The following is a 24,213-nucleotide window of genomic DNA, read 5'->3' as shown; positions in this document are numbered from 1 at the left end:
GGTTTGTCAAAAAATACGCCCATAATTTTATTCCTATGATTTCCTTGGTATTATTAGTCAGTTGCCAACACCAGAATTAGTATGAAGAGTTAATTTAACGTCACGAAACTACGCGAAACACTCAAAATACAACGCACATATAATTCGGAATAAATTGAACTAGTTATGCAAAAGATTCAGTATAACCGAGCAATATCTAAATAAAATTTTATTGCCTTTTAGAATTTAAACTACAGACCTTGTAAATATTAAATTTGTAGTCTAGCGAGGGAAGATAATCATGTTGTTGAGATAATCATGAATAGAGAAATGCCTCACATTATTATTTTTACTGTATTTATATGCAGTATTTTAAAGAATGGATTAGGGCAAGGCGGTTGTGCCTATTGATCATTGCCGCTGAATATCCACATGCCGTTATGCTTTCAGCGCCTGAACCTCAGACTGCAGCTGCGCGACCTGCGCGGTCAGTGTTTCGATTTTGGCAATCGCGTGATGCAGCGCCAGCGCCGTATCCATCATGACGACGTTGTTATCCAAAGCCAGTGTGTCATCTTTATCACAACGATTTCCCTCTTCGTCGAACTCAGGCGCCGCAGGAACCAGCTTCACATACTCGCTGTCGATATCCCGCAAAGCGTCCTGGGCGATTATCCCCCGGCGCACACGCTCTAGGTAATCGCCGTTATACACGAACGTGCAGGGTTTCAGCTTCTTGATGTTTTCGTAAGAGGCTTTCCCGTCGTCATATGCAATGTCGTGTTTCAACGTAGCATCTGATGTTGCGGCCTTCTGGAAGATATAACTTCCGGCGAACCCACCGTTCCCGCCAACCGTAGTCGATAAGTCCCCCGTGGTAGGAGTGAAATACCAGTAGCGCATCGCAGAACCGCCATCGGCGTATTGAGTCATGGACGTGTTAGCCCATCCGTTCGTACCGTTACCTACGTTGCCCCACATTGTTCGCAGGTTGTACCCGCCGCTATGCTGGTATCCCCACGACAGGGCCCCTATGGCGCTATTACCCGGATTGTCCTGCGTATAAGGCAGGTACACACCCGAGTAGTGCCCATTGGCCGCCGATATCCAGTCTCCCGGCGCAGGTGAGCCCAGATACAGTCGACCACCAAACGTCACGTTGCCATTTGACATGAAGTCGAAGTATGTGTTCTGGAGAGTGTCAGTGCCGCCAGCTATCTGGCTGACATAAAACCGGGCGATAGAGTAGTTCCATTCTGTACGTTTTACTATCTGCAGAGCGGCGGATACCCTTTCCACCCCGTTCACGGTGTATTGCGTTTTGAGTGAACCACCATAGACCGTGGAACTACCTGTGGGCCACGATGCCGCATCCACTACAGCAGACCACCCGTTTATTGCTCTGCTGAGCTCGGCCGTATCTATTCTGTTTGCCATAGTATTTCCTTACGCCCAGACGCGAGCCGGTGTTTTCGGTGTAACCACAAAGTCGTTCAGCCCACATAAATCGAGCGAGTCGCTCATGACGCGCAAATTGACGTGATAGCCGGGTTCGGTGGTGTACTTAATAATTTCGTTTTCTTCACCGGGATTGATAACTTCAACAGGGACAGTGATAACGCCAACGATATCCAGGCTGATATCAGGGTGATATAAACCACCCTGCCCTTCATCATCAACAAATCCCGCCGTGATTAATTGCGTGCGCATTTCGTTAGCGTCGGTAAATCGCAGATATAAATCCATCATTAGCGTAGTCCTTTAATTTGATTAAGAGTTAATGCCCGGTGCCATATGCGCAGATTACGAATGTGGCCGTTTAGCACTCTTTGCCCATATGCTGTTGAACCTGCGCCCCAGCCAATAAGTATTTTATCGGGGACTGTAGGGGCGGGATTTCCAGGTGTAGGTCTCGCCGCGGTGGCTATTTCAGTAATCTCCCCATCAAGGCTTAATCTATTTTTTATAAGGTCTGTCGAAAAAACAACGTTATGAATTAAATCATCATCTATGCGCTTGGAGCTTTGATTAAAATTCGAAGCTCCATACATACTTCTTAATTTACCTAAGGCCGACGACGATGAAGGGTCTACATATGTCATTACGTATTCAGCACTGGACGGATAGAAACTTAGAATCCCTCTACGTGCCGAGGTAGACGTTGCGGCAATCACCGGTCCGTTTAAGTGCACCTCCGCACTGTAGGTAAATGGGCCAAAGTAGTTTTCATTGCCTGAGCGCTGGATTGTAGGAATGTCTGCCGCTCGGGTAGCCGGGGAAGCCCCTGATATAATAAACGAACTTGCATTCGGACCTAATTCCACTTGGGGCATTTGTAGTGCGCAGGTTTCGCCAGTTGCAATATTATTATTTACGTTATTTAAATCATAAATCAAAAACTGTGCAAAAAATTCCGTACCTTCAACATCAGCTATATAAGTGGTTTTAATAGTTATATAGCCATCGGAACCAAGAATGGCAGAGCTAATAACTTTATCTATAGCACCGATTAATTCCCCTTGAGGGTTGTAATAACAGCCTCCTATGTAGCTCGTGCCATTCCCCACTCGTACTCGGAAGCGAAGATTTGCTGACAATTTAACACGACACGATATAGAAAGTGTTTCACCAATAGCCAGGGCAATAACGTTGGACCTGGAGTCCAGAAGATTCATGTTGGTTTTGCCAGTAGTGGTGGTGTACTGTCCTGTCGGTGCTTTTGTATTGCCATCAATAGCGCTAACAAGCGTTAGTGTTGAATCAACATTACTAACGCTTTTCCATTGCGAAGGATCGTTTGAATACCTGAAATAGTTAGTGCGCTGTCCCTCAATCAATAGCCCCTCTTTTTCAAAGCGCGGCTCATCAATTTTAGCGGTCTGCAACACACCGGATTTGTCGATATATGTCGCTTCGGTTGGCCGGATAATTGTCGCTGATTTTGTTGCCAACTCAAGCATCTGCCCGGAAATCGTCAGCTTGTCATATGGCGCAAATCCAGCCAGCAGGCGCAGGTCATCATTCAGCGGTAACCAGACATCAGGGAACGGGGCTTCTTCATAGGGTACAGATGTCAGCAGCTGCGCGGCGGCCAGTGATGCTGCGGCGTTCGTTTCGCTGGTTTTGGCGTTATTCTCTGAAGTGTTCGCGTTCGTCTCAGACGTTTTGGCGTTGGTTTCTGAGGTCTTTGCGTTCGTCTCTGAGGTTTTGGCATTTGTCGCAGACGTTGCCGCAGCAGTTTTGGAAGAGTTCGCGTTCGTCTCAGAAGTTTTAGCGTTTGTCGCAGACGTTGCAGCTGCTGCAGCGCTGGTTCCTGCTGCAGTCGCTGCAGCAATCAACTTTGACCAGCTCGGTCCGGTCTTTTTCGAACCGTCAGCCAGAGTTACGGTAACGTCACCGGTCCCGGATAAAATCAGGTCCTGGTTGATGATACTGCCTTGCGCCAGGCGAAATCCTTCCGAGACGGCTTTTGCTAAATCGTCATCAAGTGTGGCCATTCGTGATGTCCTTAAAAAGAAAAACCCAGCCGGAGCTGGGTTATAAGGGTGTAGTGAATATCAGGAGAACGAGCTAAGGCAGAGTCGTAATATTCATACCGGATTATTATTTCCAGTCCGATTTAAACAAACGCTCCATTCTGTTTAAATTTAACTGCCTGAATAACTGGAGAAGTTTGGTGAGTTTCTTTTGGTGATTAGCGCCATTGATGGCTGCATATTCATGAAAGCATTCCCGTTGGTAATTCCCCTAAGGCCGATACGTATAGTTACAGGGCCTGAATTTGCCGGAATATCCAGGCTACCTGTGACAGGTACATAAGTATTTACCTGACGATTATTGTTATTGACGTCCGTATACGACAGTTTTAAACCAAGAGTCACTACTGTAATATCTCTCCCATTTATATTGATGTATGCGCTCAGGTCGGCATTATAAGTATCACTTTCATTCCAGACTACAAATGTCGGAACAGCGATTGTGACGTCATATGGCACACCACCCGCCCAGGTAACCTGTCGATAAAAATCTTTTTGCTGGCCTGAATCCCCCCTGAATCTGCCACCAGGGAACGAGAACATATTAACGACATCGCCTACGATTTTGTTCGCGTAAACTGTGCCTTTGAAGTCTCCATCCGTAGCATAAACAGTGCCTCTGAACTCTCCGTTGGTGGCATAGATAGTCCCGCGAACGGTCACGTTGTTAAACACTGCATACCCGGATTTGTTGATATGCCATCCGACATTGCCGGTTCCATCCCACGTACTGGACTGGATGTAATTGCCGATTTTGGTGTTATCAATCGTGCCATCCTGGATAAACACCGATCGCAAAAACATCTGCCCGCCGGTAGCCGCAAACACCAGCTCCTGCCCGGTAGTGGTCGGGTTGTAAACCGCGAACGTATCGGCGCTGACAAGGAAATTAGAGGAGCCCGTGGCATCAATGCCCAGCTGGATACCCGCGATGCGTTTAATGCCGTTCGCCTCCACCTGGACTTTAACGCCCCACTGCGCGCTCAGCTTGCCGTTGATATCAGCAACAGCCTGGCTGGTCGTCTGGACGTTGGCGTTGGTTTGCCCAATCGATGCCGTCACCTGCTGAATGCTGGTTGCCGTGGCGCTCTCCAGATCCGCAACCGTCCGATCAATTCGCGTAATGGCAGCTGTGTTGGTCTGCCCGTTGGTCTCAACGGTCGCCTTAAGCGTAGTGACTTGCTCCGCCAGGGCACTGGTAGCATCCGCTGCGGTCTTACGGGCGTCGGTGATCTCGGCCATCGTTTTGGTTTCACCAACCGCAAAAGTGACTCGTTGATCCGAGAACGCCATGAAGTTGGCCAGAGCATTGGTGACGTTGCCGACAATACCGGCATCCCTGCTGGCAGTGTTGCCATCCACATCGACTTTCAGACTGTCGATGCGGCGGCCCAGCGCGCTGTCTCCATCCGTTCTGGCCGTAGTTTCCGTGCTGATGTCAGCCGTATTCTTGTCGGTCGTGGCCTTAACCGCAGCCAGCGCGGTAGTCTGCGCTTTGTTGTTATCGGCTACGGCTTTATCGATGCGCGTGATATCGCCGGTATTTTTCCCGACGGTGGTCTGCAGGCCCGACAGCGTGGTGGCCTGCGCCTCCTGCTCAGTCGTCAGCGTTGACAGTTCCTGGGTCACAGCGGCATGGTTGTCGTTTACGGTCGATTCCAGCTTCTTCCGCTCCGTCACCTCAGCTTCCTGCGCCGTGATGCGTGCCTGGCGCTCGGTGTACAGCAGGCCCGATGCCAGTTTTGACGGGTCATCACCGGTATAGCCGCCCCGGATCTGCGTCGCCAGCGTCTCGCGCGCCGTGGCTTCCGCCTGGTCGCCAGTGACACGGGCTGTCGTTTCCTGCTGCAGAGCCGCCATCCCGGCCCCAGGCGTTGGCCGTCCGACCGCTACCCAGTCAATCAGGTAGTAGTTTGTGGCGTCCTGTTTGGTGGAGAGGTCCAGTCGAATCTGGTTGATCGTCGTGTCGGCCAGCCAGGGGATATCATCACACTCAAGAGTGGCGACGCCGTCAGAGTTATAAGCGGGCTCCGCCACCGTGAATCGGTTGGTGTCGTTGAAACCAGCCGTGTTGCGCCAGCGAATTTCCCCCACCCAGGCGGGATTACCCACTTTCTTGATACGAAGCTTCAGAAAGCGATAAGCAGCAGCTGTTATGCCCAGCGAGCCCGGTGATGACACCCATGGATCAGAGGCATGGTTAGCAGGACGAAGCCAGCCATCAACAATGGTCGGCGTCCCGTTCCCGGACCAACCCTCGACTGATGTATCGAAATACCAGATTTTGGCCGGATCGAACTGCGAGCCGGTGCCGGCTGAAACCTGCGCGATCTGCTGCGCCAGCGATTCGGTACTGGTTTGAATCGTCTGGTTGACGTTGCTGATATCGGCAAGACGCTCGTTCTTCTCGGTCAGCAGCGCCTGCCCGCGCGCGGCGGCCTCGTCGGTGATAGCTTTCTTACGGTCCGTGACCTCCTGCGCCAGACCCGCTTTAGTCGCCGCCGACTCTGTCGTGACTGCGGTGATGTCATCGCGCGCAGACTGGATATCTTCACCCAGATCGGCAATGTCCGACACGAGGTTTTTATAGCCGTCAGTCTGTTCAAGCGTGTCGCCGATCATATCAAGATAATCACCGGCGTTAGAGCTGGACTGTCCTGCCGCCCACTCCGTCCAGTCGCCAGTGTTGCCAATACGATCAACCAGACGCGCGCGGTACCACTGACTGACGCCCGCCCGCATCGGGCCATGCTGGTAATGCGTGGCCGGATATGGCACCAGTGCCAGTAACTGCGGGTTAGCCTTGTCTTCGGTGGTCGCGCGCTGAATTTCGGTGTATGCCGTATCACCTGAACCCTCCGGAAAAGCCCAGGTGATGTCGATAGCCCAGACCACATCGTCGCTCGCCTGCAGGCTCTGCGGCGTGCCAGGTTTGCCGGTCTTACCCTTAAGGTAAGTCGTGTCAGCGTACCCCCAGGGCGAGCCTGAATCCTGAGCGTTCAGCGCACGCACCCGCACATCATAACTCCCGGTGCAAATCCCCTGCACCGTAAATCCCTGGGCGCTGCTCACCGGGACGTTTATCCAGTCGCCATTATCCTTGCGCCATTGCGCCTGGTAGCGGATAGCGCCGTCCACCCTGTCCCAGGACGCATTCATGGTGGCAACGGTAAGCCCCTGCTCGATGTGGTCGGTTTCGGTAAGGATGATGTTTTTCGGTGCCGGCAGAACGCTTACCGGCGTGACGGTGACCGGAGCCGGGGTAATGCGCACACCGTCATCGATATAGCGGTATTTATTCGGGTCATGCTGGACCGCGGTGATCGTGAAACCACCGTTGCTGTCGTCGTTCGCCCGGATGGATGTCACGCGAAAATACTGGATAGCCAGATTGTCGCTGTCAATGGCCCACACCGCGCCGGGTTCAGGCTGCAGTCTGAAAGAGGTAGCAACCGTCACTGTCTGCTTGTCCGCGCTGACCGCCGCGATTGTCCGCGTCTGCGCCCTGCCGTCAGGCAGATTGACCACCAGGCGGTCGCCGGCGGCATAGTCAGCAGGACGATCAAGCGTGACATTACGCCCGCTCACCGCCCGGATACGCCCGCCGTTCTGTTTGCCGGCACGGAACGGATCCGCGATACCGATAATTTCTGCAGGCAGGGGAATATAACCGTCCAGTCCCACGCCAAATGACACCGTTCCGTCGCGCGCATTAGACAGCAGCGCCCAGCGGCCCCGGCGGTGCGCTTCACTCTGTGATGTGCACCCAATCGCCGTCATCGACATCTGGTTGACCTTGTACCGCTTCACCAGGTCGGAATCGTAGACACTCTCAACAGTATCGCTGTAATGGTTCTGCGGATCAGACCAGGACACCAGGGCAGACGAGTAGCGGTTTTTGTAGCTGCCGCCGCCGTAGGTAAACAACCCGTCAATCACGTTTGATGCATGGTAGGTAAAATCCACTTCATCCTGCGGCACATCCGCGCGCACGTAAATCTGGTCGTTGCCCCAGAAGGTGATCCCCCGGAATACTGCAGCCAGATCGCTGAGAACGGTGTAGGCGTCCTGCTGGCTCTGGATGTAGACGTTGCAGGTGAAGCGCGGCTCGGTACCACCCGCCCCGTTCGACACCTTCTGATCGCAGTACTGCGCAATCGCGTACAGCTCCCACTTGTCGATCATGGCAGCATCGATGCGAGTACCCATGCCGTAAATCTCATCCAGCACCAGATCGTAAAACACCCAGGCCGGGTTGTTGGTGTAGGCCATTTTAAAGCCACCAGACCAGGCGCCGCTGTAGGTGCGCGTAATCGGATCGTAGGAGTCCGGGACACGTACCAGTTTGCCCTTCGGCCTGCAGGTCACCTTTGGGGCGCCGCTGGTAAACTGGCTGGCATCGACCTCGATATACAGCAGCGCGGTATTTGGATAGCGTAACTTGCTGTCGATCACCTCAGTAAACGAGAACACCTTGAAGGCGTTTATCAGTTTTGAGTTACCCACGGAATCAGGCGTGATGCGACGCACCCGCACCGCCCAGCCGGTAGTGGCCGCTGGCAGGTCTATGCGGATGTCGCGCTGGTATTCCGTGGTTGTCTTTCCGTCGAATTTGCCGTTAACCACCGTCTGCCAGGCCGCACCATCAGTCGAGAGATCAACGGCGTACTCCGTGACCGTGCCGACCATGTCGCCGTTGTCTTTATAGGTGTACTGTACGGGCAGGCTCAGCTTAATACGCACGGCATCCAGCATCAGGTCAGAGAACTGGCGTGTCCACGGTGCGGTGGTGGTCACTGTCACGTTTGCCGACATTTCGTTGTCGACCTCAGGCAATCCCTGAATGTAGTCCTGATCCTGAGTGCCCAGGCGAAAATCCCACTTCACGCCGGTGAAGTTGTAGCTGCCGTCGGCGTTCGCCAGCGGGGTGTCGTTTAGGAAGATGTTCTGTGCCGTCAGCTCACCCTGAATTTCACCTTCAGCGATCGCCAGCAACATTTTTAATTTCGCTGTCGACAGCAGGTCATCCGGATCCTCAACAGGAGTGTGCTGTTTAGCGCCACCGCCTTTACGTCCCTGAATAAGGGTTTCATCTTCGAGAAGTCGCATATTTCACCCATAAAAAAAGCCACCCGCAGGTGACCTGTAGCTGACAATAAATTTCACTGCTGGTCGCTGGAGAAGATCCCCGCGCTGATAACTGCCCCGCCGATTTCGCGCTCACCAAAAAACACAGGTACCGGATAACCCACAGCCACGGTATTCACCGGCGCGCCAAAGGCGTAGTTGGGTTTGTTGTCCGTGCTGGACGAGGCACCGACGTTGTATTTCGGCTGTGGGGTAAGCAACTGCACCACTCCGCCCAGCATCATCGACAGACCGAGTCCAGTCAGGGCCGTTGTTGTCGCGGTTGCGGCAGCCGTGCTCAGGCCTATCGCCGTCAGCGAGGCACCCGCGGTAAAATACGCGGCCACGAGAGCCACCGCCCCGATAACGATCTGCAGCACACCGCCGCGCTTTGAACCTTCGGTAATGGCTGAAATCCGGTACACCGTACCGCCGCGGGTCATGTCAAACTCGTCGAGGCCGATGTTGTTTTTGCCATTAAAGAAGGCAAAGCGGATCCCCTGCATATGTCCTTCTGACAGGTAGCGTTTGAAACCGGGAACCTGGCTGCACATGGCGCGCAGCATCTCGCACAGATCCTCAACGTGAAATTTGTGTTCGCGCCCGAACTTTTTCGCCATACGGCCTTCAAGAATCAGAGTTTTCAGCATTCATCAGCTCCCTGTGCCGGACCACACGAACGGTGCGGTCGCGGTAATATTTGCCGTACGGCACCCGGGCAGAGAGGCTGCCGAAATTATGGTGCAGCATGATGTTTCCCTGGTGCTCGTGATGACCGAGGTAAACAGCCGCGTGATTGGTTACCTGCGCCTGTATGCGCATCATGATCATATCGCCGGGACGCATATCAGCAGGGTCCACCTGAACAAAACCTTCTGCCTCCCAGTTATCGTCGTAGCGATTTTCGCCCTGCTCCCACCACTCGTACTGTACCGAGTAATCACCCAGGGTAATGCCGTGCTCACGCTGAAACCACTCACGGATCAGCGACCAGCAGTCAGCAAAACCCAGCACCCAGCGTCGCCCGGCGTAGTCCCGGTCCTCACGGGGTGCCAGCGTGCAAAAATCACCGTCCGGCCAGGTCATGATGCCCCATTCCACCCCGGACCAGTCGCACTGCACCCTGTCCATTTCGGACGGCACAAGCTGCACCACATCAGGATGCGAGTGGATAACCATAATGATTTCGCCCTGCTCCGATGCTGCCAGCTTATCCTCCGGCGAGATCGTGAAGGCCTCAGTGGGCGTTGCTGAAATATTCCGGCATGGAATGTACTGCTGCGCCCGTCCGGCCTGCACCACCACGCCGCAGGCCTCGTTCGGATATTCCGCGGCAACATGAGCGCGGATCGCATCCATCAGTTTTTTTCGCATGGTTATTTACCCTGAAGGTTTGCCGCCGGGAAGCCGCCAAACGGCAGCGGATTACCGGTTCCGAACCGCGCTTCGCAGTCCTGCATCTGGCCGCCGCACATATCCAGCGCCGGGTTATCCGTGGGGGTGCCATCCTTGAGAAAATAGCGGTTCCCGTTGTAGTCGCACCCGGTGCCGGTGCGGTACCAGCCGCGAGTGCACCAGGTGCAGACCGGCGTGATCTGCCGGGTGGGCAGCTGCAGGTTCTGGATGTCAAAGGGTGAGCACAGTTCAAAGTCGACCTGCACCCGCGTTTCAGCGGTTTTGGCATTGACGTAAAAAAGTTGTACGCGCTCGTCGGCCGGGCTGGCGTTCGGGTTGCCGGCTGTCCAGTTGGCCGCGTCCAGGTACTTCGCCAGCGTGGTGTGGATCTTCACCTTCGCCCTCGCAAGGTCGTCGTACTCTAGGCAAAGTGCAGTAACATAGTTGCCGACGTTCGACACGGAAAGCGTGGGTGTGGGCTGTGCCCCGGTGCTGGACAGCTCCAGGCCTTTCAGCTCGTAAGGGTAAGGGTCGTACTGCTGACCCTGCCAGATAATGGCAGGCAGGTTGTCAGCCGCGAATGCAGACCAGCCTGCAGAAGCAATATTGTGGGCATGGAAGCGCAAAATGGTATCCATGCCAAATTCGGTGCCGTCTATTTCAATCAGCTGGACTAGCTGGCCCGGTTCCAGCTGCTGAATATCCTGCGTGAAACTCATATTCACCCCATAAAAAAACCGCCCGGAGGCGGTAAGTCATTCTGGATTTGAAGATAATCAGGGAGCAAAGGACTGCTCGAACGTGAACGCTACTGTCGCTTTTTTTCCGGAGGGGAACGAAACACTGAAGGAATCAGCCTTCATCCGATAGAGCTTCTTCTCCCCCCAGGGGTTCGTCCACCAGAACGATTTTGTAATGTGCGACATAAGGAACGCACGCAGCACTGCGGCCTCGCTTCGTGTGCCCGTCCAGTCAAGTTCCCAGACTTCGGACCTGTCATTGATCCCCATCCCGGCGATCTGTTTATACCCGTCGCCAAACTGGGACTGAAGCGTCCGGGCGCTTTCTGTTCCCCGGGCTGATTTACGGGTGCGCCAGCTGAATGTGTCTGTCACTGCTACCTCCTCGGGTAAAGTACACCACCCGGCCCCATCTCCTTTTTAAGCCGGTCAGTGATGGTCTGCTGAACAATGCCCTGAAGCTGCCGCGCCGTTCCGATGGTGTCCGCCTGGCTGGACTCGCCGCCACCCTGCTGACTGACGCTGACTGGTGCATAAACGCTGATCCCTCCCGTGGCCGCAGCGGACATTCTGCCGCCACCGACCAGCCCGCCGGACGCGTAACCGCGCATCATGCTGTACAGATTCCCCACCCCGATCCGGCTGGTCGCCTCTTTGGTAAAAACGAACTCCCCGCGGTGCACCACCCCGGCAGGCTCATATTTACCGCCCGATCCGGTATAGCCGCCCCCGGCAAATCCGATGGCCGAACTGACTGCGCCCACGATCCCTACTCCCGCCTGTTTAAGGGCGATTTGCGCCAGCATCGAAAGCGTTGAGCGGGTGAAGTCACTCCACTTTGCTTTACCGGTGGTAAGCATGTCCGCAAGGTTTTGCGTCATTCCGTCAAAGGTGCTGGCCGCGACATTTTTCATCTGACCGTACGCGTCACCCGCAGAATCGGCGTAATCAGCCCAGGCGGATTTGCCACCAGACAGCCAGTCGCCGCGCACTTTATCCTGTTCCTGGTAATATCCCTGTAGCGCCTGCAGCTCTTTCTGGTAGCCCTGATCTTTTTCAGACCCGCCGCCGTTTTTCCAGCCCTGTAGTAACTGAGCCTCTTCATTGCGCCGCTGTGCCGCACGACTGCTCATCCCCGCGCTTTCCGCCAGCGCCCGGGTTTTCTCACCCATCTGGGTAACGTATTTTTGCGATGTATCCTGCAGACGGTTAAGGCGCTCCTGCGTGACGATCTGGTCACCCAGTTTTGCATTGATTTCAGCCTGCGCGAGCACCTTATCCTTGCTGGCGAGCAGGGACTTTTCATCTTCCGTCAGCGCCCGGGTTCTGGCGGCCTGTTCAAGGACCGTAAATCTGGCCTGCGCTTTCCACAATTGCTGGCGCTGCTGGCTAATCGTGTCATTGATATCACTGTGCTGACGCATAACCTCAAGCTGCGTCTGCAGCTCCAGTGTCTGCGCACTGGTGGTGTCGGTGAGTTTTGCACCCCCAGGTGTCCTGCTTTTCGTCGGCTTTTTCAGGGAGTCCTCGTACTCCTTTTTGGCCGCCGCCATGTTGATGTTGTAATCCGCCTGCAGGATCCGCCCATCTTTCAGCGCCTTATTCAGCTCATTCTGCCTGGCCGTGTATTTCTCCAGCGCTGACTGCGTTTTAGCGTAATTAGACTGCGCCTGTGAAGCATATTTCTGACGATCAGATTCCGCTACCGCTTCGCGCGAAGCATTCTCTTCATTAGGCCTGGAAATCCCCGCCTGCTGCTGCGCCATGTCCAGCGCCAGCCTGGCCGTTTCGCGGTCATTCCAGAACCGGGCACGGGCCTCATCATTTACATAACGGTCATCCTTTCGCAGATTCCAGATTTCATCGGCCTTTTTAAAAGCGGCTTGTGCTTTTGCCACCATTTCCTGCGCGGTATCGGGCCGACCGACATCAAGCGCCGCATCCCACATCGACTTAAATGCGCGTTTCAGCGTATCGGCAGCAGTTTCAATCGACCCCATATTGTCGCGGATGGATTTGGTCTGATCGTTGAATCCGGCGGTGGCCGCGTCGTTTGCCGCCTTAAGTGCCCCGGCTTCATCACCGGCACGCTGCAACTGGGCAACATGTGCGATTTGTTCGGCAGTGACGTTATGAAATTGCCGGGCCATGGCAATGAGCCCGGATGTCGGGTCAGTTGTCAGCTTGCCATACGCAGCGGCAACTTTATCGACTGGTACACCCGATGCTTCGGTGAAGCGGGCAACGGCCTGGCTCATGTCGTCAAAATGGGCACCGGCACGCACGCCCGCGTTGACAAGCCCGGTCAGGGCCTCACTGGTCTGGTTGAACGTCAGCCCTGCCGACTGTCCGTTTCTTGCCAGCATCAGCATGCGGTCGGCAGTCAGGCCTGCAGTGTTCCCCGAAAGTACCAGAGTTTTGTTGAAATCAGACAGAGTAGAAGAGCCCTGGTACCAGGCATAAAAAAGCGCGCCCGTTGCGACCGAAAGTGCACCGATGCCGAGCATCAACGGGGAAACCGTACCAGTCAGGGCTCTGAAGGTTGGCATGATCCCGCCAAAGGAATCTTTTACCTGCCCACCCTGCTGGAGCAAAATAAGCCAGGGGTTCTGACCACCCGCCAGCTGCGTTGCCACATCAGTAAACTGCGCCGGGAGCATACGCATTGCTGCGTTATACTGACCAACAGAGATTCCGGCCTTACGCGCGGCATTCTCCTGGCGGCTGAATGACTGCTGGATCCGCAAAGCAGAGTCGTTCGCAGCATTACCCGTTTGCCTGAATTCTTTTTTGACGTAGCTGATCTGCTCGTTAAATTTCGTCGAGTTGACGTCAAGATTAACGACCAGATCACCGACTGCCGTCTGGGCCATAGCGTATACCTCCAGAAATACCTTCCGCCTTCGCCATCAGCGCATCGTCGTCCGGCTCTGCTACATCAACGGGTTCAGATACAGGTGAAAGAATGCTGAAACTGTCCGGGGATAATTCCGGGTCGGCAAAAAACAGGGCTGAAATGGTGTAGAGCAGGCCGGAGAAATGGGCGTCCAGCTGCGCATCATGAAAGAAATTATCCTGGTAGAAGATTTTCCAGTCGCCATACTCCGTAGAGGACATGCCAGCAAGCATGGCGCGCCAGTCAGGGCGACTAAACTCACGCGCCAGTTTCAGGACGAACGTCAGCTCACTGGCGAGGGCTTTTCCGCCGTAACAGGCTCTGCAGGTTCGCTGATGCCAACCTGCGCATCTTCCAGCTGCGGTTCAATCATGCCGGAGAGGAGTTTCACCTTAAAATCCGCTTCAGCAATAAGCTCCGTCGGCCAGGTCTGCAGGACTTCATCCTGAATTTTCGCCACTTCCGCCGGCGCGCCATCAGGAAGCGTACCTTTCAGCGCATGACCATGCCAGAGCGACAACGCCACCAGGTAAGCACCATTTTTCACGGTGAGGGTGATAGCGGTCTGGAAATCACCTTCTTCAACCGCTTCCAGCTCTTTCAGGTATTCGAGGTGTTCAATGCGCTGCAGCGCGGACAGCTGGTACAGTGTCACGCTGCTGCCGTTATGCTCGAGCAGTTCAGTTTTAAGAAACATATTCACTCCGGAGTACGGGGCTCACGCCCCGGGATTCAGGAAACGGTCACCTTGCAGATTGCCGCAAAGTTACCGCTATTGGTCATGACAATAATTTCAACGGTGCCCGCCGCCACGCCGGTGACGGTCAGTACTGAACCATTGACCGTCACTGTTGCTTTCGACGGATCAGACGTCGCGACGCGGAAGGAAGCATCTGAAGCGCTGGCTGGCAGGACCGTCACTGCCAGTTGCGTGGTCGCACCGACAGCAACCGCTGCAGTGGATTTATCCAAGCTGATACCCGTCACGCCAATTACCGCAGTACCGCTGTCTTCTGCCAGTGAGGGTTTGCCGTTATTGGTGATCTTTGCCGTTCGGGTCATCACTTCTTTAGCCGAAACGGTCTTCCCAAGGCTGCTCACCCAGCCTTTAAAGACATCGACGGCGCCATTCGGGTACTTGATTTTGTATCCTTTAACCGTGCCGTCATCGAACCAGTTCACCAGGTCCTGCTGACCGCTTTCACCCGGCAGCCATGCCAGAGTAAAACTCGTGTCGCCTGCCGATTTCTGACCCTGCATGGATGAAGCCCAGTCGGCGTTGTCGTCATCGATATAGGTGTCGTCCTCTGACTCGGCGGTGAGTTCGCCTGGCTGCAGATCCTTGATCTTTGCCAGACGCAGCCAGTTAACATCCGAAAGGGGACTGGCGTAGGGATCGCCGCTTCCGGTGTAAATCCAGAGGGTGGTGCCGGCCCCTTTCGTCGGTGCCAGCGGGTTAGGTGTGGTCATAACGTCCTCACATTTCGTAGGTGATGGAATATTTCAGATCGGCTGAACTCCAGAGTCCGATATCATCATCGCGCTGGTAGTCATAGCCCTGCTGCACCATATTGGTGATAAGGGATGCAAGCCCCGGGATCTCCGCCAGAACCGGGTAAACACGCGCTTCCATCCATTCATCCAGCTCCGAATCAGGCACCCTGGCAGGAAGAAAGACTTCAACATGAAGAGTGGCCTGCCAGACATCGGCATCCAGGTCTTCCCCGGTATACTCCGCGTCGGTGAGATAAACGGCGACGGCCGGGAAATCTCCCTCTTCGAGCACTGCTGGCCTGCCGTCAAAATAAATGGCGTCAGTACCCATCGCGCTTTCCAGTGCGTCAAGAATCAACTGTCGGATATCACTGTGTTTCATTTTGTCATAATCAACCTGAGTTGGTTTGTAAGGGATGCCCGGAGCTCTTTGGGCATATCCGAGTCCATGAGCTTCGGCAGCTCAGCTTTAAATGCCGTGGTTAAAGGGGCTGCCAGAGGAATGCTGACCACTTCGATCGGATAACGGGGCTTTGCTGTTCGCCTCATGACGTGCCAGCGACCGTTTTTAAGCTGCTGAATGAATCCGCCCGGGAAACGGAACGGTCCAATGCGCAGCACGCTGTTGGCCCCTTTCTTATCCCGTTTTCTGCGGGAAAGGCGCACGCTGGCGGTACCCAGTTTTATGGCCGGTAAATTGCCTCGGTTTACACGGATAAGCGCGCGGGGTTTATTAACCGTCGCACGTCTCAGCCTGGCGCGTTGCTTTACCAGTTTTCGCGGGACCCGGGTATCTTTTGACACAACTGCCACGCTGCGGCTGACAGCCCGGTTTGCCACGCGGTTAACGGCCTGTGCCGACGCTCGCGGGACGGCGGTGTTGCTGATGCTGTTGAGATTCTCTATCGCCTGCTCAAGGCCTTTAATGGACATGCAGCCTCCTTAACGACGGCGGGTACCGGCGGGCGGGCTCCCGTTACCCAGCCAGATATGGCAGGAGCCACAATCGTCAGGGCCAATTCGCTCAACCCAGAAAGCCCGCCCGTTAATCATCAGAGTGTCCATACGCTCCAGTTGCTGGACAGTGGCTGATTTCACAAATAAAGACGGGCTGGTTCCTTCAATCCGTACCCCTGCCCCGGCATAACCAATATTCTCAGGATCATCGAAAACACCGTGGATCGTGACGCCCGACAAAGCGCCGGACGTCACCGTTGCATCAGCGCCCATGACGCCGCGAATCGTGTCATCCGCCCGTGACATAGCTGCATCAAAGAGATTATCGAAATCAGCCATGCGGTCCCCTTCAGACTTCTCTGGCCAGCCCCTTTGCGATCAGCTCGTCTGCATCCTGTTCGGATACGCGAATGATCACGCCGGGCTCAGCGATGGACACCGGTTCGTTACGCGTGGCATGCAGCGCGTCAATATGCAGGGTTGCCAGCGTTTCTACTGTTACCCGGTCATCGGTTGTGGTCGCTGTCGTTTTTTCTTTCGCCGCGTCAGCAATATCACCGTCGGTGCTGCCGGTGCTGCCGGTGCTGCCGGTGCTGCCGGTGCTGCCGGAAGCATTCTCCTCGCCATTTTCACCGTCAACCGGACCGGCATCTCCATCCAGCTCCTCTTCAAGCTCAGCAATACGCATCGACAGCTCCTGGATGGTGCCGCTGGTATTCACGTCACGGCCAAGCATTTTGCCCAGCTCTTTCAGCCGGGCGATCAGTGTCTCTTTTTCAGTCATGGAAGCTACTCCGAAAAATTGGCCCCGAAGGGCCACCGGGTGGAAGTTACGCGAGTTTGACGGACACAAACTCGTCCGCGTCTGCCAGCAGCATCAGCGGCGCGGACTGGATCATGGTGAATTCACGTGCCGGATCACCGGTCTGCACCCAGTTTTTTGGATAGCGTGCAGAGGCGTTAATGCCCTCGCGCTGCGCGTCCACATCCTGGATACAGCCATAGGTTCGCAGACCGCGCGCCTGTGTGTTACCCAGTACCATAGTGTTATCCGGCAGGTAATTCTTCTGCACGCCCCCTTCAACGTACTGACCGGCATACACGACGATTGCCACATCGCCGTACATACCCTTGTAGGAAACCGCCTGACCGAGATCCTTGAGTGCGGTTTCCAGCTCAGAGTTAGAGCCGCGGCGGGTATCCAGCTTGTCCTTGACGGCCTTGAAGGAACGGAACAGTGACCAGCCTTTTGGATCGAACACGATGATGTTGACCACGCCACTGGCATTCACCGCATACGTCTCGATGTCATCGGTCGGATCATAGGTTTCCTTGTCCCGGGCGGACCAGGCCGCAGCACCTGCCTGAACAATGTTGTTTCTGGCGCTGCGCTGCATATCCACCTCCACCGGCTCGAACGCCTCCCCGGTCATGGTGTATTTACCGCTGAGTACGGCGGATACGGCCTGCATCTCTTCTACCTGCGCAATCGCCAGCTCTTCATCCTTCATGTTCTGAAGAATGATGCGGCGGCGGCGATAGGCAGGATCCGCCAGGTTCTGTGGATCTTCATCCGGCAGACGACGCAGGGTCATCTGCGGGTTTATTTCGTGCTTGGGTTTGACATATCCAGGTGTAAATTCTGAGGTGGTACCCCCGCGGGAACGGATGACCTTGCCGGAAATAACAGGCGAGACATAGAGTGCCATGTTCACCAGGCCCGGGATTTGCGACAGGTACACTTTCTCAGTGCTGAAGGGATAGCTTTCGCGGAAGAAAATGCGCAGGAAAAGCGGATCGAACTTAAATTTCTTCTCATTGACCGCCAGCAACTGGGCAGTGGTATACGTTGACATAGATTTTTCCCGAAAAAAAAGCCGCGCTGGCGGCCTTTATGGATGAAAGAGACTGATATGAAGCGACTTAGACGATGCTGATGCCCGTGCCGGTGAATGCATTGCGCTTAATGTGGTCGTCGGTGACGGCAGAAGGCCAGAGCACATCTTCGATGCGGAATGAACCGGATTTATAAAATGCCAGTTCTGCACTGTTCTGGTCAGCAGTAACCGCCAGAATGCCGCATGCTGCACCTGCATGCTCGCCGTCCCAGATGGTCAGTTTACCGGACGTAGCATCGAGCATGAGCGGGGTCATTGCCGGGGCGGATGCCGTCAGTGCGCCCGGTGCATACGCGGTGTGTGCCGGATCGCTGTTACCGAGCGGCTGGTGATGAGTAAATACTTCAGTGATTGCCATGTTAGCCTCTTAAACGGGGGTGTTTAACAAATCGTCGCCGGCCTCAGCAGAGGCATTCCCTGTTGAAAGCGCACCTGGTGCGGTTTCCATCAGACGATCCAGCGCCGTATCGGTACGCGCCTGGGCGCTTTGCGGTGCCGCGGCCAGAATGCGCTGCGCACTCTCGACCGTCATGCCCGGCGTTTCGGCCAGCGCACGGGCCTGTGATTCGCGACCTTTTGCCTCTTCACAGTTCAGAATACCCATGATGCGACCATTCTCTGCGGCTACGGCTGCCGATACCTGAGCGCTGAGATCTGCCGGGGCCACCAAGGCAGCGGTTGTTGTGTCAACGGTAGTGACCTGCTCAGCCGGTGCAGTAGTCTGTGTAGCTGTCTGGTCAGCTGGCTGATTGGTCGCTGCAGATGCAGAAGGTGATGGCATAGTTCCTCCAGTGGTTGTTTTTTTGCGTCTGTCGAGTGCTTCACGCATCACGCCGAGCGCATCGGTATTGTTAACAAGTTCATCCGCCAGACCGTTATCCACGGACTCCTGGCCGGAGAAGACAGCCGCCTCGGTGTCTAGTACGGCCTGCACAGACATGCTGGTATAAGCGGAAACCTTTTCGGCAAACATCTGACGCGTGGCGTCGATCCGCGTCTGAAAATCATCGCGAACATCTTTCGGTAGTTTTTCGTAGGGGTTGCCATCAACCTTGTGATCGCCGCTGTAAATCAGTGTCACCTCGACGCCCTGCGTTTTCAGGGCAGCGCCGTAGTTGCTGTGCGCCATCATCACGCCGATTGAGCCCGTACGCGCGGTCTGGGTGACCAGGCGGCGGGAAGCGGCGCTGGCGATAAGCTGCCCGGCGCTGCAGTTCATATCGTTTGCCAGCGCCCAGATGGGCTTGATATCGCGCATCCGTGCAATAATGTCGGCGCAGTCGAATGCCCCGGACACCATCCCGCCAGGCGTATCCATATCGAGGAGAATGCCGTCGACGCCAGGATCGCTCATGGCCTGCTGCAGGCGGGCAATGATCCCGTTGTATCCCGTCATGCCGGAATAAGGCTGCAGCGAACGGGTTTTACTGACCAGCGAGCCGGAAACGGGTAGCACTGCGATGCCGTTCGTTATCTGGTAACTGCGCGCTGGCCGGGGTCCCATTTCCTCATCTTCGCCAAACAGTGCCAGCGGCTCTGCAATTTGTTCAGCGCCGAGCGTGACGCCCGACACCGTATCCGTCAGTCGGGTGATACCCAACTGGCCTGCCAGGGCGCAAAAGAAAACCCGCGCATAGGCGGGTTCTAGCATCAGCGGCTCATTAAAGGCCATGCTGGCAATATGCGGGAGATTACGAAGCTCTGGCGTCATCTTTATCCTCCTCGTTTGTTTTTTTCAGCCCGGATTCAAAAGCGGCTGCCGCCCAGGCCGGGGGGTTAAGGCCCGCGCTCCGGCGCTCCATAGTTTCACGTACCTGCTGAGAAAATATTTCCTGATAGTCATCCCCGCGTTTGGCGCACTCCTTCTCATAAGTACTGAGACCGGCCTCGATAAGCATTACAGCCTCCTGCACCTCCTTCAGGCCATCAATAGCCATGCGCCCCGAACCGATCCAGTTTGCGTTACCCCATGAAGTTCTCGCTTCCTGGAAGCTGAACCTGGCTTTGGATGGGAGGGTGACAACCCGGCGCGCAATCGCCTCTTCCAGCCAGCAGACAAACATCTGACAGGCCTGCCGGGCTGCGACGAACTTGCGTCGACCCATAAAGAACGCCCAGGATTCATTGGCGCTGGCGCGTGCGGTGGAGTAACTCATCTGGGAATAGTTACGCGAGAGCTGCTCGTATGAGACCCCCAGCCCGGCGGCGATATAGCGCAGCAGTGACTGCTCAAAGGTTGAAAAACCGTTATCCGTATCCTGCGCTGACTGCAGATTCAGTGAATCACCAGGCATCAGGTGCGGGACTTTGGCACCACCGAGCCGAACCGGCGCCGCGGTGTAATACGATGCCATCTCACCGAGCCAGCCTGTCATTTTGCTTTGCTGGTCTTTACTGTCAGAGCCGAGGATAAAGTCCATTGCCGTCTGCGTATCCAGTTCGCTTTCGATGGTGGCTGCATACATCGCTTTCACGATCGCACTCTGTAGTTGCGTGTTTTGCAGGGTGTCGAGCATCTTCATCTGCTCCATCACGCTGTAAAACACGTTGGCACCGCGGGTTTGCCCGTCTTCGAGCGGCTCGAACACATGGATAAACGATGGTCTGCCCCCGGGCAGTTCGCGGGGAATATACGTCCATTTCTGAGCCATCCAGCCCGGGTAACCGTCCTCACTCACGTAATAACCCAGCGCTGCACCAGCATCGTTTATGCTGACACCGGCACGGCAGTTCCGGGTGTCCCCCATGTTATTCGGGTTGCTCACGCGCTTCGGGCTGACCATTTTGAATTGCGTGCGGAAAAGCCGCGTTGAATCACTGTCCCAGGTGGGCTGCACGCACAACTCACCGTTGAATGCATGCGTCGCGACCCCCTCACGGATCATCATCGTAAACGTTCGCTTGCGCTCGGCATCAATTCCGCAAAAGTCATCTTCAGCATACTCATACCAGGCGGCTTCAACCTCCCTGGCAAACGCGCGGCTCTCCTCTTCTTTAATGCCGAGATAACGCCAGCTCGGGCAGTAACTCAGTCTGAAAAATGACCCGACTATGTGATCCTGGTGAAGTTGCACGGCGTTTGCTGCGTAGCCGTTATTTCGTACAAGATCGTCAGCACGGGCATTTCCACGTGAGAAATTAGGCAGGAGCGCCGCATCAGCACTTTCGATGGGCGGATTCCAGGATCGCAACTGGCCGCCAAATCCGCCGCCACCGCCGTGATACCCAGCATATTCGCGCAGGGATGTTTTACCGTCCGGCCCCACTAAAGCTGGTAATTTCATACATAAAACCCTGCCGGTCCCCGGCGCCGTGAAGTGGAGCCAACCTGAGATTCAAGGTCAGCAATATATTTTTTCAGCTCGCTGACTGAGGTAGCTGTAAATTCCACCCTTCGGCCATCTTTCTGTACCGTTGCCACCCGTTTACCCATCATGAGGTCATGTAATGCAGCGCGTGCTGCCTCCAGGTCAGCCTGTGTCGCCATTATTCTTCTCCGGATAATGCCCGGGCGTAATCAGCCAGGGTTTTGTGAATTTTACGCCCACTGTCTTCCTCCAGCAGACTTGCCAGAAGAGAATCGAGATTAAGCTGCCATCGCGAAATGCTGATCCGCAGGGCTGCAAGTGCGTAGACAAAGCAGTCGAGCGCCTCATTTCGTCGCTTTTTGCTGTCCCAGACGATCTTTTTCTTGCCGTCCACCCACTTTTCGACCTGCTCCTCAGCTGTCAGCTGCTGAGCTTCGGCTAAATCATAGATGTCAGGGTTATTAGGGAAATGAACTGCCCCGGCGAGGGGGTCACCGGTCTCTGGCACGAGGGTGAAACGGTTATAGATTTGCTCTTTAGCCGTGTCGGTGCCCACTTCCGTGAGATAAACACCGTTTTTGTTGCGTTTTCGCGGCATGCTGGCAACCGGTTTACCGTAGACAGATGCCCCTTTAATAGGTATCAGGCGGAACAGGCCATGCTTTTTCGAGCGGTTGTAGACGATGGTCGGGTCGATACCGCCGATATCCCAGCAGATGCGTGAAACCGACATTTCCACCCCATTTTTCCGGGTGTATGTCCGGTTGATAGCCTCATCAACCCTGAGCAGAGTGGCTTCATCGTCATGACGGCCCATGATGATCTGCCTGTCGATAAGCCAGCTTTCCTCGCCGGGCCCCCAGCCCCAGACCCGCATTTCATAACGGTCAAGCTGTGAATCGATACCGGCTGTCAGGTAGGCCACCCGCTCCGGTACCGCGGCGCCAAAGTGCTCCTTACGTTCGGCCATTACGTCAGCATCGGGACGGTCGCCAATTTTCGGCTCCCATGTCTCACCAAGCGTGGTGTTCACGAAAGTCTTACGCTTGCCGGTGTCCCCTTTGGTCTTGATCCAGTCTTTGACGATTTGTACCCAAGTCGTGAAGGGACTGTAGGCGGTCCAGATATGAAAAGTGATGCTGTCAGGTGGGTCAATTTCGGTACCGGATGATGAAAACCAGCACAGACCGTCCCGCGTCCAGATCCCCGTCTCCCCGCAAAGGTAACGGGCCTGCGCAAAATCGAGCTCCTGCTGCTTAATCACACAGGCATTATGCTCACAAAGGTAAAACACACTCGCAGGCTCACCCGGCGTCCACTTGAAGCCGAACGGTGTCTCTTTATCGCCGAATTTCAGGTACTGCTCTTCCCCGCAATGCGGGCAGGGAACATGGAACCGCAAAAAGTGCTGCGACTCTTTCGCGGCACGCTCAATCTGGCAGGTGCCCCTGACTTTTGGCGTGGATCCGCGGATGGACTTGGGCCAGACCGAGCCTTCAATACGCTTATCACCCAGAAACGTCGGGGACCCCTCTTTCTCGATATCTTCATCAAAGGCGGCCAGTTCGTCATAGCCCGCCACATCGACGGATTTCTCACGATAGTTTTTTGCGGCCTTCCCACCCAGACACCAGAATCCACGCCCGTTTGAAAAACGCTTCATACTGAGGGTATTGTCCCGGTGTTTTTTGCCATACCAGGGAGCAAGGGACAGGAGCGAGGGAATATCACGGATTGTCGGCTCGACATGCGACTTCATAAAGTTTTCGGCATCGCCGTCAGTCGGCAACCAGATAAGGGAGTTTCGCTGCTTATGCTGGATAAAATACGCATACACCCCGAGCAGCATCTTTGAATAACCAACACGGGCAGATTTCACGACATTCACTTCACGGATATAGTCGTTGCCCATGGCATTCATGATCGCACGCTGGAAGGGTAAGGTTTCCCAGCGCCCCTCCTGATAAGCAGACTCTTTCGGGAGGTAATAGTTATCGTCTGCCCACTCAACAGCTGTCTGCGGCTCGGGCCGGAAAAGCGAACGGAGTCCCGCACTCACAGAGTGCTGCAACCCCTTAGCCTGACTGTTCGATATATTCACTCAGCAACCCCGGTATCATTTCATCCAGCGCAGCTGCTTTGTTCATGGCCTTAATGACGTCCTTCTTGAGGAAATCAATATGTCGGTTTTCCAGTTCCGGGAAGCGCCGCTGAACCGACAGAGGCACTCCATCGAGAATACTGGCAATTTCTCCGGCTATCCGCGACAGCACGAACGTGCAGAATGCGGTCTCCACAACCTCAGCGGACTCTTTGGCATTTTTAAGTTCCTGAGCGTCAGCCTGTGCTCGGGTAAGACGGTGTCGCTCATATTCAATGGTGCCAGGTTGAAGATCGGACTCGGAGGCAATGCGCAGATCCTCAACCTCTTTCCGTAATTTTTCATTTTCAATGGCAGCATCCCGCGCGGAATACCATTCGATAACAGCGGCGGAATCATACATAACTTCGTTCCCTTTCCCGCCTCCTCGCGCTACCGGCATCCCCTGGTCCTGCCAGTTCTGGATGGTACGAACGCTGACGCCGAAAATCTCGGATAAGAGTTTTTTGTTAACCTCCATTGCTCACTCCTGGCATAAAACAGAGAAAGGAAACGACAGACGCCAAATCACCATTTCCTGGGCTTCACCATTTCCTTTCTATTGAAGGGGTGTTTTCAGTAAAAACAGCAAGATAGCCAGAAGAAGAACGGAAACGGCAAATACCCGAAAATTTTCATAAATAGCGATAATCTGCGAGGACGCCGCCCCGTAGCAGGCCGATATGCCGGAAAGGACCCGCAAACGATAATGAATATTAATTGCATTGATACGCATGCGATGT

The 24,213-nt window shown here is 54.9% G+C and carries 22 protein-coding genes and 2 pseudogenes; all 24 read right to left on the bottom strand.

The window, feature by feature from the left end:
• Nucleotides 1-417: 417 nt before the first annotated feature.
• Nucleotides 418-1,416, bottom strand: a complete 999-nt coding sequence (locus tag FFB58_RS01295; protein WP_138368741.1) for a tail fiber domain-containing protein — start codon at nt 1,414-1,416, stop codon at nt 418-420.
• 9 nt (nt 1,417-1,425) lie between these two features.
• Nucleotides 1,426-1,728 carry a hypothetical protein gene (locus tag FFB58_RS01290; protein WP_138368740.1) on the bottom strand — a complete coding sequence of 101 codons (303 nt, stop codon included), beginning with the start codon at nt 1,726-1,728 and terminating at the stop codon, nt 1,426-1,428.
• Nucleotides 1,728-3,476, bottom strand: a complete 1,749-nt coding sequence (locus tag FFB58_RS22925) for a LamG domain-containing protein (protein WP_138368739.1) — start codon at nt 3,474-3,476, stop codon at nt 1,728-1,730. The genes FFB58_RS01290 and FFB58_RS22925 overlap by 1 nt, the downstream gene beginning before the upstream one ends.
• A gap of 150 nt (nt 3,477-3,626) precedes the next feature.
• Nucleotides 3,627-4,757 carry a DUF1983 domain-containing protein gene (locus FFB58_RS22990; protein ID WP_286172532.1) on the bottom strand — a complete coding sequence of 377 codons (1,131 nt, stop codon included), beginning with the start codon at nt 4,755-4,757 and terminating at the stop codon, nt 3,627-3,629.
• 1,326 nt (nt 4,758-6,083) lie between these two features.
• Nucleotides 6,084-8,624, bottom strand: a pseudogene (locus FFB58_RS22985) (phage tail protein); the annotation flags it as partial.
• A 53-nt stretch (nt 8,625-8,677) separates the two neighbouring features.
• Nucleotides 8,678-9,292: a tail assembly protein gene (locus FFB58_RS01275; protein ID WP_138368737.1), complete on the bottom strand. Its 615-nt coding sequence runs from the start codon at nt 9,290-9,292 to the stop codon at nt 8,678-8,680.
• Nucleotides 9,270-10,016 (bottom strand): C40 family peptidase, encoded by a 747-nt coding sequence (locus tag FFB58_RS01270; RefSeq protein ID WP_138368736.1) that lies wholly within the window; start codon nt 10,014-10,016, stop codon nt 9,270-9,272. The genes FFB58_RS01275 and FFB58_RS01270 overlap by 23 nt, the downstream gene beginning before the upstream one ends.
• 2 nt (nt 10,017-10,018) lie before the next feature.
• The gene (locus FFB58_RS01265) at nt 10,019-10,756 is read right to left on the bottom strand and encodes a phage minor tail protein L (RefSeq protein ID WP_138368735.1); all 738 of its coding nucleotides are present in this window, start codon (nt 10,754-10,756) and stop codon (nt 10,019-10,021) included.
• A 57-nt stretch (nt 10,757-10,813) separates the two neighbouring features.
• Entirely contained in the window at nt 10,814-11,152 is a 339-nt protein-coding gene (locus tag FFB58_RS01260; RefSeq protein ID WP_138368734.1) for a phage tail protein, read from the bottom strand.
• Nucleotides 11,153-11,154: 2 nt separating this feature from the next.
• Nucleotides 11,155-13,650, bottom strand: a complete 2,496-nt coding sequence (locus FFB58_RS01255; RefSeq protein WP_138368733.1) for a phage tail tape measure protein — start codon at nt 13,648-13,650, stop codon at nt 11,155-11,157.
• Nucleotides 13,634-13,960: pseudogene (locus tag FFB58_RS01250) on the bottom strand (phage tail assembly protein T); the annotation flags it as partial. The gene FFB58_RS01255 and the pseudogene FFB58_RS01250, both read right to left, overlap by 17 nt.
• Nucleotides 13,957-14,370 (bottom strand): phage minor tail protein G, encoded by a 414-nt coding sequence (locus tag FFB58_RS01245; RefSeq protein ID WP_138368731.1) that lies wholly within the window; start codon nt 14,368-14,370, stop codon nt 13,957-13,959. The pseudogene FFB58_RS01250 and the gene FFB58_RS01245, both read right to left, overlap by 4 nt.
• Nucleotides 14,371-14,405: 35 nt before the next feature.
• Entirely contained in the window at nt 14,406-15,143 is a 738-nt protein-coding gene (locus FFB58_RS01240) for a phage tail protein (RefSeq protein ID WP_138368730.1), read from the bottom strand.
• 7 nt (nt 15,144-15,150) lie between these two features.
• Nucleotides 15,151-15,549 (bottom strand): phage minor tail U family protein, encoded by a 399-nt coding sequence (locus tag FFB58_RS01235; RefSeq protein ID WP_138368729.1) that lies wholly within the window; start codon nt 15,547-15,549, stop codon nt 15,151-15,153.
• Nucleotides 15,546-16,100: a phage tail protein gene (locus FFB58_RS01230; RefSeq protein WP_138368728.1), complete on the bottom strand. Its 555-nt coding sequence runs from the start codon at nt 16,098-16,100 to the stop codon at nt 15,546-15,548. The genes FFB58_RS01235 and FFB58_RS01230 overlap by 4 nt, the downstream gene beginning before the upstream one ends.
• Before the next feature lie 9 nt (nt 16,101-16,109).
• Nucleotides 16,110-16,463, bottom strand: a complete 354-nt coding sequence (locus FFB58_RS01225; RefSeq protein ID WP_138368727.1) for a head-tail joining protein — start codon at nt 16,461-16,463, stop codon at nt 16,110-16,112.
• A gap of 10 nt (nt 16,464-16,473) precedes the next feature.
• Entirely contained in the window at nt 16,474-16,908 is a 435-nt protein-coding gene (gene gpFI / locus FFB58_RS01220; RefSeq protein ID WP_138368726.1) for a DNA-packaging protein FI, read from the bottom strand.
• A 46-nt stretch (nt 16,909-16,954) separates the two neighbouring features.
• Nucleotides 16,955-17,980 carry a major capsid protein gene (locus FFB58_RS01215; RefSeq protein ID WP_138368725.1) on the bottom strand — a complete coding sequence of 342 codons (1,026 nt, stop codon included), beginning with the start codon at nt 17,978-17,980 and terminating at the stop codon, nt 16,955-16,957.
• Nucleotides 17,981-18,047: 67 nt separating this feature from the next.
• Nucleotides 18,048-18,380 carry a head decoration protein gene (locus tag FFB58_RS01210; RefSeq protein ID WP_138368724.1) on the bottom strand — a complete coding sequence of 111 codons (333 nt, stop codon included), beginning with the start codon at nt 18,378-18,380 and terminating at the stop codon, nt 18,048-18,050.
• 9 nt (nt 18,381-18,389) lie between these two features.
• Entirely contained in the window at nt 18,390-19,733 is a 1,344-nt protein-coding gene (locus FFB58_RS01205) for a S49 family peptidase (protein ID WP_138368723.1), read from the bottom strand.
• Nucleotides 19,714-21,306: a phage portal protein gene (locus FFB58_RS01200; protein ID WP_138368722.1), complete on the bottom strand. Its 1,593-nt coding sequence runs from the start codon at nt 21,304-21,306 to the stop codon at nt 19,714-19,716. The genes FFB58_RS01205 and FFB58_RS01200 overlap by 20 nt, the downstream gene beginning before the upstream one ends.
• Complete coding sequence (locus tag FFB58_RS01195) at nt 21,303-21,509, bottom strand: gpW family protein (protein WP_138368721.1); 207 nt, start codon at nt 21,507-21,509, stop codon at nt 21,303-21,305. Before FFB58_RS01195 ends, FFB58_RS01200 begins: the two co-directional genes overlap by 4 nt.
• A complete protein-coding gene (locus FFB58_RS01190; RefSeq protein WP_138368720.1) occupies nt 21,509-23,431 on the bottom strand; it encodes a phage terminase large subunit family protein in 1,923 nt (640 codons plus the stop codon). Before FFB58_RS01190 ends, FFB58_RS01195 begins: the two co-directional genes overlap by 1 nt.
• Nucleotides 23,406-23,951 carry a terminase small subunit gene (locus FFB58_RS01185; protein ID WP_114387374.1) on the bottom strand — a complete coding sequence of 182 codons (546 nt, stop codon included), beginning with the start codon at nt 23,949-23,951 and terminating at the stop codon, nt 23,406-23,408. The genes FFB58_RS01190 and FFB58_RS01185 overlap by 26 nt, the downstream gene beginning before the upstream one ends.
• Nucleotides 23,952-24,213: the final 262 nt, after the last annotated feature.

The sequence above is a fragment of the Enterobacter sp. MF024 genome (assembly GCF_005843915.1).
GTDB classification, from domain to species: Bacteria; Pseudomonadota; Gammaproteobacteria; order Enterobacterales; family Enterobacteriaceae; genus Enterobacter; species Enterobacter barmai.
Note: the sequence above shows the minus strand (reverse complement) of the source record. Positions and strands in the feature narration are given on the sequence as shown.

Coding starts and splice junctions, on each gene's coding strand:
- FFB58_RS01240 (WP_138368730.1), bottom strand. CDS start 15,143: ATGACCACACCTAACCCGCTGGCACCGACGAAAGGGGCCGGCACCACC.
- FFB58_RS01195 (WP_138368721.1), bottom strand. CDS start 21,509: ATGGCGACACAGGCTGACCTGGAGGCAGCACGCGCTGCATTACATGAC.
- FFB58_RS01255 (WP_138368733.1), bottom strand. CDS start 13,650: ATGGCCCAGACGGCAGTCGGTGATCTGGTCGTTAATCTTGACGTCAAC.
- FFB58_RS01205 (WP_138368723.1), bottom strand. CDS start 19,733: ATGACGCCAGAGCTTCGTAATCTCCCGCATATTGCCAGCATGGCCTTT.
- gpFI (WP_138368726.1), bottom strand. CDS start 16,908: ATGACTGAAAAAGAGACACTGATCGCCCGGCTGAAAGAGCTGGGCAAA.
- FFB58_RS01215 (WP_138368725.1), bottom strand. CDS start 17,980: ATGTCAACGTATACCACTGCCCAGTTGCTGGCGGTCAATGAGAAGAAA.
- FFB58_RS01235 (WP_138368729.1), bottom strand. CDS start 15,549: ATGAAACACAGTGATATCCGACAGTTGATTCTTGACGCACTGGAAAGC.
- FFB58_RS01270 (WP_138368736.1), bottom strand. CDS start 10,016: ATGCGAAAAAAACTGATGGATGCGATCCGCGCTCATGTTGCCGCGGAA.
- FFB58_RS01210 (WP_138368724.1), bottom strand. CDS start 18,380: ATGGCAATCACTGAAGTATTTACTCATCACCAGCCGCTCGGTAACAGC.
- FFB58_RS01200 (WP_138368722.1), bottom strand. CDS start 21,306: ATGAAATTACCAGCTTTAGTGGGGCCGGACGGTAAAACATCCCTGCGC.
- FFB58_RS01245 (WP_138368731.1), bottom strand. CDS start 14,370: ATGTTTCTTAAAACTGAACTGCTCGAGCATAACGGCAGCAGCGTGACA.
- FFB58_RS22925 (WP_138368739.1), bottom strand. CDS start 3,476: ATGGCCACACTTGATGACGATTTAGCAAAAGCCGTCTCGGAAGGATTT.
- FFB58_RS01275 (WP_138368737.1), bottom strand. CDS start 9,292: ATGCTGAAAACTCTGATTCTTGAAGGCCGTATGGCGAAAAAGTTCGGG.
- FFB58_RS01230 (WP_138368728.1), bottom strand. CDS start 16,100: ATGTCCATTAAAGGCCTTGAGCAGGCGATAGAGAATCTCAACAGCATC.
- FFB58_RS01265 (WP_138368735.1), bottom strand. CDS start 10,756: ATGAGTTTCACGCAGGATATTCAGCAGCTGGAACCGGGCCAGCTAGTC.
- FFB58_RS01295 (WP_138368741.1), bottom strand. CDS start 1,416: ATGGCAAACAGAATAGATACGGCCGAGCTCAGCAGAGCAATAAACGGG.
- FFB58_RS22990 (WP_286172532.1), bottom strand. CDS start 4,757: ATGGCCGAGATCACCGACGCCCGTAAGACCGCAGCGGATGCTACCAGT.
- FFB58_RS01225 (WP_138368727.1), bottom strand. CDS start 16,463: ATGGCTGATTTCGATAATCTCTTTGATGCAGCTATGTCACGGGCGGAT.
- FFB58_RS01185 (WP_114387374.1), bottom strand. CDS start 23,951: ATGGAGGTTAACAAAAAACTCTTATCCGAGATTTTCGGCGTCAGCGTT.
- FFB58_RS01290 (WP_138368740.1), bottom strand. CDS start 1,728: ATGATGGATTTATATCTGCGATTTACCGACGCTAACGAAATGCGCACG.